Origin of the sequence: Eikenella sp. NML120348 (assembly GCF_001648435.1) — a bacterium.
GTDB lineage: Bacteria > Pseudomonadota > Gammaproteobacteria > Burkholderiales > Neisseriaceae > Eikenella > Eikenella exigua.
The window spans coordinates 1-5,671 of sequence record NZ_LXSP01000010.1 but is presented as its reverse complement, the minus strand read 5'-3'; the positions used below and the strand labels follow the sequence as shown (position 1 = coordinate 5,671).

At 51.2% G+C, this 5,671-nt stretch carries 2 tRNA genes and 3 rRNA genes; all 5 read left to right on the top strand.

The window, feature by feature from the left end:
* Positions 1 to 218: 218 nt before the first annotated feature.
* The 5 genes from A7P99_RS09435 to rrf all read left to right on the top strand — a co-directional run bounded on the left by A7P99_RS09435 (position 219) and on the right by rrf (position 5,603).
* A 16S ribosomal RNA gene (locus A7P99_RS09435) occupies positions 219 to 1,759 on the top strand.
* 68 nt (positions 1,760 to 1,827) lie between these two features.
* A tRNA-Ile gene (locus A7P99_RS09430) sits at positions 1,828 to 1,904 on the top strand.
* A gap of 35 nt (positions 1,905 to 1,939) precedes the next feature.
* Positions 1,940 to 2,015 (top strand) — tRNA-Ala (locus tag A7P99_RS09425).
* A 330-nt stretch (positions 2,016 to 2,345) separates the two neighbouring features.
* Positions 2,346 to 5,316, top strand: a 23S ribosomal RNA gene (locus A7P99_RS09420).
* Positions 5,317 to 5,490: 174 nt separating this feature from the next.
* A 5S ribosomal RNA gene (gene rrf / locus A7P99_RS09415) occupies positions 5,491 to 5,603 on the top strand.
* The 16S, 23S and 5S rRNA genes sit together here with 2 tRNA genes alongside, the layout of an rRNA operon.
* Positions 5,604 to 5,671 lie beyond the last annotated feature (68 nt).

The following is a 5,671-nucleotide window of genomic DNA, read 5'->3' as shown; positions in this document are numbered from 1 at the left end:
TTTGACAAAATATTCTGGTAGGCGTATAGTCCGCATCTTCGCTGTTCCTTACGGCACGGTTTTGTTGTCGGTTTTACGGTTCAGCAGCTCTTTAACAATCAGATTACCGATAAGTGTGGGTGTTTTACACCTGCACTGTTGAGAAGAAGACAAGACGATGTTTAACATTGTTCTGTCGGTTTCTTTGAAGCAGACCAGAAGTTATTAAGTTAGAGATTGAACATAAGAGTTTGATCCTGGCTCAGATTGAACGCTGGCGGCATGCTTTACACATGCAAGTCGAACGGCAGCGGGGTAGTGCTTGCACTACTGCCGGCGAGTGGCGAACGGGTGAGTAATATATCGGAACGTACCGAGTAATGGGGGATAACCAATCGAAAGATTGGCTAATACCGCATACGTCCTGAGGGAGAAAGCGGGGGATCGCAAGACCTCGCGTTATTCGAGCGGCCGATAACTGATTAGCTAGTTGGTGGGGTAAAGGCCTACCAAGGCGACGATCAGTAGCGGGTCTGAGAGGACGATCCGCCACACTGGGACTGAGACACGGCCCAGACTCCTACGGGAGGCAGCAGTGGGGAATTTTGGACAATGGGGGCAACCCTGATCCAGCCATGCCGCGTGTATGAAGAAGGCCTTCGGGTTGTAAAGTACTTTTGTTCGGGAAGAAAAGGAGGGTGCTAATACCACCCTTTGCTGACGGTACCGAAAGAATAAGCACCGGCTAACTACGTGCCAGCAGCCGCGGTAATACGTAGGGTGCGAGCGTTAATCGGAATTACTGGGCGTAAAGCGAGCGCAGATGGTTATTTAAGCAGGATGTGAAATCCCCGGGCTCAACCTGGGAACTGCGTTCTGAACTGGATAGCTAGAGTGTGTCAGAGGGGGGTAGAATTCCACGTGTAGCAGTGAAATGCGTAGAGATGTGGAGGAATACCGATGGCGAAGGCAGCCCCCTGGGATAACACTGACGTTCATGCTCGAAAGCGTGGGTAGCAAACAGGATTAGATACCCTGGTAGTCCACGCCCTAAACGATGTCGATTAGCTGTTGGGGTACATGATACCTTAGTAGCGTAGCTAACGCGTGAAATCGACCGCCTGGGGAGTACGGTCGCAAGATTAAAACTCAAAGGAATTGACGGGGACCCGCACAAGCGGTGGATGATGTGGATTAATTCGATGCAACGCGAAGAACCTTACCTGGTTTTGACATGTACGGAACCCTTTAGAGATAGAGGGGTGCCTTCGGGAGCCGTAACACAGGTGCTGCATGGCTGTCGTCAGCTCGTGTCGTGAGATGTTGGGTTAAGTCCCGCAACGAGCGCAACCCTTGTCATTAGTTGCCATCATTTAGTTGGGCACTCTAATGAGACTGCCGGTGACAAACCGGAGGAAGGTGGGGATGACGTCAAGTCCTCATGGCCCTTATGACCAGGGCTTCACACGTCATACAATGGTCGGTACAGAGGGTAGCCAAGCCGCGAGGCGGAGCCAATCCCAGAAAACCGATCGTAGTCCGGATTGCACTCTGCAACTCGAGTGCATGAAGTCGGAATCGCTAGTAATCGCAGGTCAGCATACTGCGGTGAATACGTTCCCGGGTCTTGTACACACCGCCCGTCACACCATGGGAGTGGGGGATACCAGAAGCAGGTAGGGTAACCGCAAGGAGCCCGCTTGCCACGGTATGCTTCATGACTGGGGTGAAGTCGTAACAAGGTAGCCGTAGGGGAACCTGCGGCTGGATCACCTCCTTTCTAGAGAAAAAGTAGGGGTAGAGCATCCACACCTATCGGTAATCAGATACAGATGCGAAGAGAATGTTGGGTTTGTAGCTCAGCTGGTTAGAGCACACGCTTGATAAGCGTGGGGTCGGAGGTTCAAGTCCTCCCAGACCCACCAGTAGGCGTAGAGTGGAGCAGATCCGCCCAAGTACTGGGGGCATAGCTCAGTTGGTAGAGCACCTGCTTTGCAAGCAGGGGGTCATCGGTTCGATCCCGTTTGCCTCCACCACACAATACTTTCCAAATAAAAGTATGCTAAATATGCGAGCAAGCTGCTACATGTTGCAGTTTTGAGCGGTAGTTTATTTTTATTTGCGAAGTCAAAACGCATCGATCTTTAACAAATTGGCAAGCCGAAATCAACAAACAAACGAAGTAAGGCTTATCTTAAAGATAAGTCATACAGAAATTTGGGTGATGATTGTATCGACCGAATCCTGAAACGCAAAAGGCAGGATTTGGACACAACAAGCAGTAAGCTTTATCAAAGTAGAGGCCTTAAGCCCCAGCTGTAGTCAACGCAGCGCAGGCGAAGTCAAAAAGGCACTTCAAATGATAGAGTCAAGTGAATAAGTGCATCAGGTGGATGCCTTGGCGATGATAGGCGACGAAGGACGTGTAAGCCTGCGAAAAGCATCGGGGAGCTGGCAATAGAGCTTTGATCCGGTGATGTCCGAATGGGGGAACCCACACAGCAATGTGTATCCTAAGCTGAATATATAAGCTTAGAGAAGCGAACCCGGAGAACTGAACCATCTAAGTACCCGGAGGAAAAGAAATCAACCGAGATTCCGCAAGTAGTGGCGAGCGAACGCGGAGCAGCCTGTATGTGATAGCCGTCGGGATAGGAGAAGGAATTGGAAACTTCCGCCATAGTGGGTGATAGCCCCGTATCCGAAATTCCGGCAGTGGTACTAAGCATACGACAAGTAGGGCGGGACACGAGAAATCCTGTCTGAAGATGGGGGGACCATCCTCCAAGGCTAAATACTCATCATCGACCGATAGTGAACCAGTACCGTGAGGGAAAGGCGAAAAGAACCCCGGGAGGGGAGTGAAATAGAACCTGAAACCTGATGCATACAAACAGTGGGAGCACTTTATTGTGTGACTGCGTACCTTTTGTATAATGGGTCAACGACTTACATTCAGTAGCGAGCTTAACCGGATAGGGGAGGCGTAGGGAAACCGAGTCTTAATAGGGCGTCATAGTTGCTGGGTGTAGACCCGAAACCGAGTGATCTATCCATGGCCAGGTTGAAGGTGCCGTAACAGGTACTGGAGGACCGAACCCACGCATGTTGCAAAATGCGGGGATGAGCTGTGGATAGGGGTGAAAGGCTAAACAAACTCGGAGATAGCTGGTTCTCCCCGAAAACTATTTAGGTAGTGCCTCATGTATCACTTCCGGGGGTAAAGCACTGTTATGGCTAGGGGGTCATTGCGACTTACCAACCCATGGCAAACTCAGAATACCGGAAAGTGCAATCATGGGAGACAGACAGCGGGTGCTAACGTCCGTTGTCGAAAGGGAAACAACCCAGACCGCCAGCTAAGGTCCCAAATGATAGATTAAGTGGTAAACGAAGTGGGAAGGCTTAGACAGCCAGGATGTTGGCTTAGAAGCAGCCATCATTTAAAGAAAGCGTAACAGCTCACTGGTCGAGTCATCCTGCGCGGAAGATGTAACGGGGCTCAAATCTATAACCGAAGCTGCGGATGCATGCTTCATTAAAACAGCTTGCCGGAGCAAAGCGACGGAAAGCGCCCATCAAAGTCGAGTATGGTAGATGGGGTTAGCTGTTTTAATGAAGCATGCATGGTAGGGGAGCGTTCTGTAGGCCTGAGAAGGTGTTTCGTAAGGAATACTGGAGGTATCAGAAGTGCGAATGTTGACATGAGTAGCGATAAAGCGGGTGAAAAGCCCGCTCGCCGAAAGCCCAAGGTTTCCTGCGCAACGTTCATCGGCGCAGGGTGAGTCGGCCCCTAAGGCGAGGCAGAGATGCGTAGTCGATGGGAAACGGGTTAATATTCCTGTACTTGATTTAAGTGCGATGTGGGGACGGAGAAGGTTAGGTCAGCAAACTGTTGGAATAGTTTGTTCAAGCTAGTAGGTGGAAGAATTAGGCAAATCCGGTTCTTCATAACACCGAGAAGCGATAACGAGTATCTACGGATACGAAGTGACTGATACCACGCTTCCAGGAAAAGCCACTAAGCTCCAGCTTAAATCGAACCGTACCGCAAACCGACACAGGTGGGCAGGATGAGAATTCTAAGGCGCTTGAGAGAACTCGGGAGAAGGAACTCGGCAAATTGATACCGTAACTTCGGGAGAAGGTATGCCCTCTGAGGTGAAGGATTTACTCCGTAAGCTTTGGAGGGTCGCAGAGAATCGGTGGCTGCGACTGTTTATTAAAAACACAGCACTCTGCAAACACGAAAGTGGACGTATAGGGTGTGACGCCTGCCCGGTGCTGGAAGGTTAATTGAAGATGTGAGAGCATCGGATCGAAGCCCCAGTAAACGGCGGCCGTAACTATAACGGTCCTAAGGTAGCGAAATTCCTTGTCGGGTAAGTTCCGACCCGCACGAATGGCGTAACGATGGCCACACTGTCTCCTCCCGAGACTCAGCGAAGTTGAAGTGGTTGTGAAGATGCAATCTACCCGCTGCTAGACGGAAAGACCCCGTGAACCTTTACTGTAGCTTTGCATTGGACTTTGAAGTCACTTGTGTAGGATAGGTGGGAGGCTTAGAAGCAGAGGCGCTAGTTTCTGTGGAGCCGTCCTTGAAATACCACCCTGGTGACTTTGAGGTTCTAACCCAGGTCCGTAAACCGGATCGGGGACCGTGCATGGTAGGCAGTTTGACTGGGGCGGTCTCCTCCCAAAGAGTAACGGAGGAGTTCGAAGGTTACCTAGGTCCGGTCGGAAATCGGACTGATAGTGCAATGGCAAAAGGTAGCTTAACTGCGAGACCGACAAGTCGAGCAGGTGCGAAAGCAGGACATAGTGATCCGGTGGTTCTGAATGGAAGGGCCATCGCTCAACGGATAAAAGGTACTCCGGGGATAACAGGCTGATTCCGCCCAAGAGTTCATATCGACGGCGGAGTTTGGCACCTCGATGTCGGCTCATCACATCCTGGGGCTGTAGTCGGTCCCAAGGGTATGGCTGTTCGCCATTTAAAGTGGTACGTGAGCTGGGTTTAAAACGTCGTGAGACAGTTTGGTCCCTATCTGCAGTGGGCGTTGGAAGTTTGACAGGGGCTGCTCCTAGTACGAGAGGACCGGAGTGGACGAACCTCTGGTGTACCGGTTGTCACGCCAGTGGCATTGCCGGGTAGCTAAGTTCGGGAAGGATAAGCGCTGAAAGCATCTAAGCGCGAAACCTGCCTGGAGATGAGACTTCCCTTGCGGTATAACCGCGCTGAAGAGTCGTTCTAGACCAGGACGTTGATAGGTGGGGTGTGGAAGCGCGGCAACGCGTGCAGCTAACCCATACTAATTGCTCGTGAGGCTTGGCTCTATCATTTGAAGTGCTTTGCGGTGTGGAGACACTGGGAAGGACACTCATAGAGAATAAAGCTTACTGGAATCGATACACATTACCCGATTGTTTGGTTAGTAGCCGGACAGGACAGTTTGATTTGATTGGCCGGAGTGGACGCTACCGGCGGCTTGACGATTTGTACAGTTTAAGTTTGGCGGCCATAGCGGTTTGGTCCCACGCCTTCCCATCCCGAACAGGGCCGTGAAACGAACCAGCGCCGATGATAGTGCGGATACCCGTGCGAAAGTAGGACACTGCCAAACACCTATTTACGACACCTGCCTGATGGCGGGTGTTGTGCTTTGTGGGAGTATGATGAAAGGAATGGAAA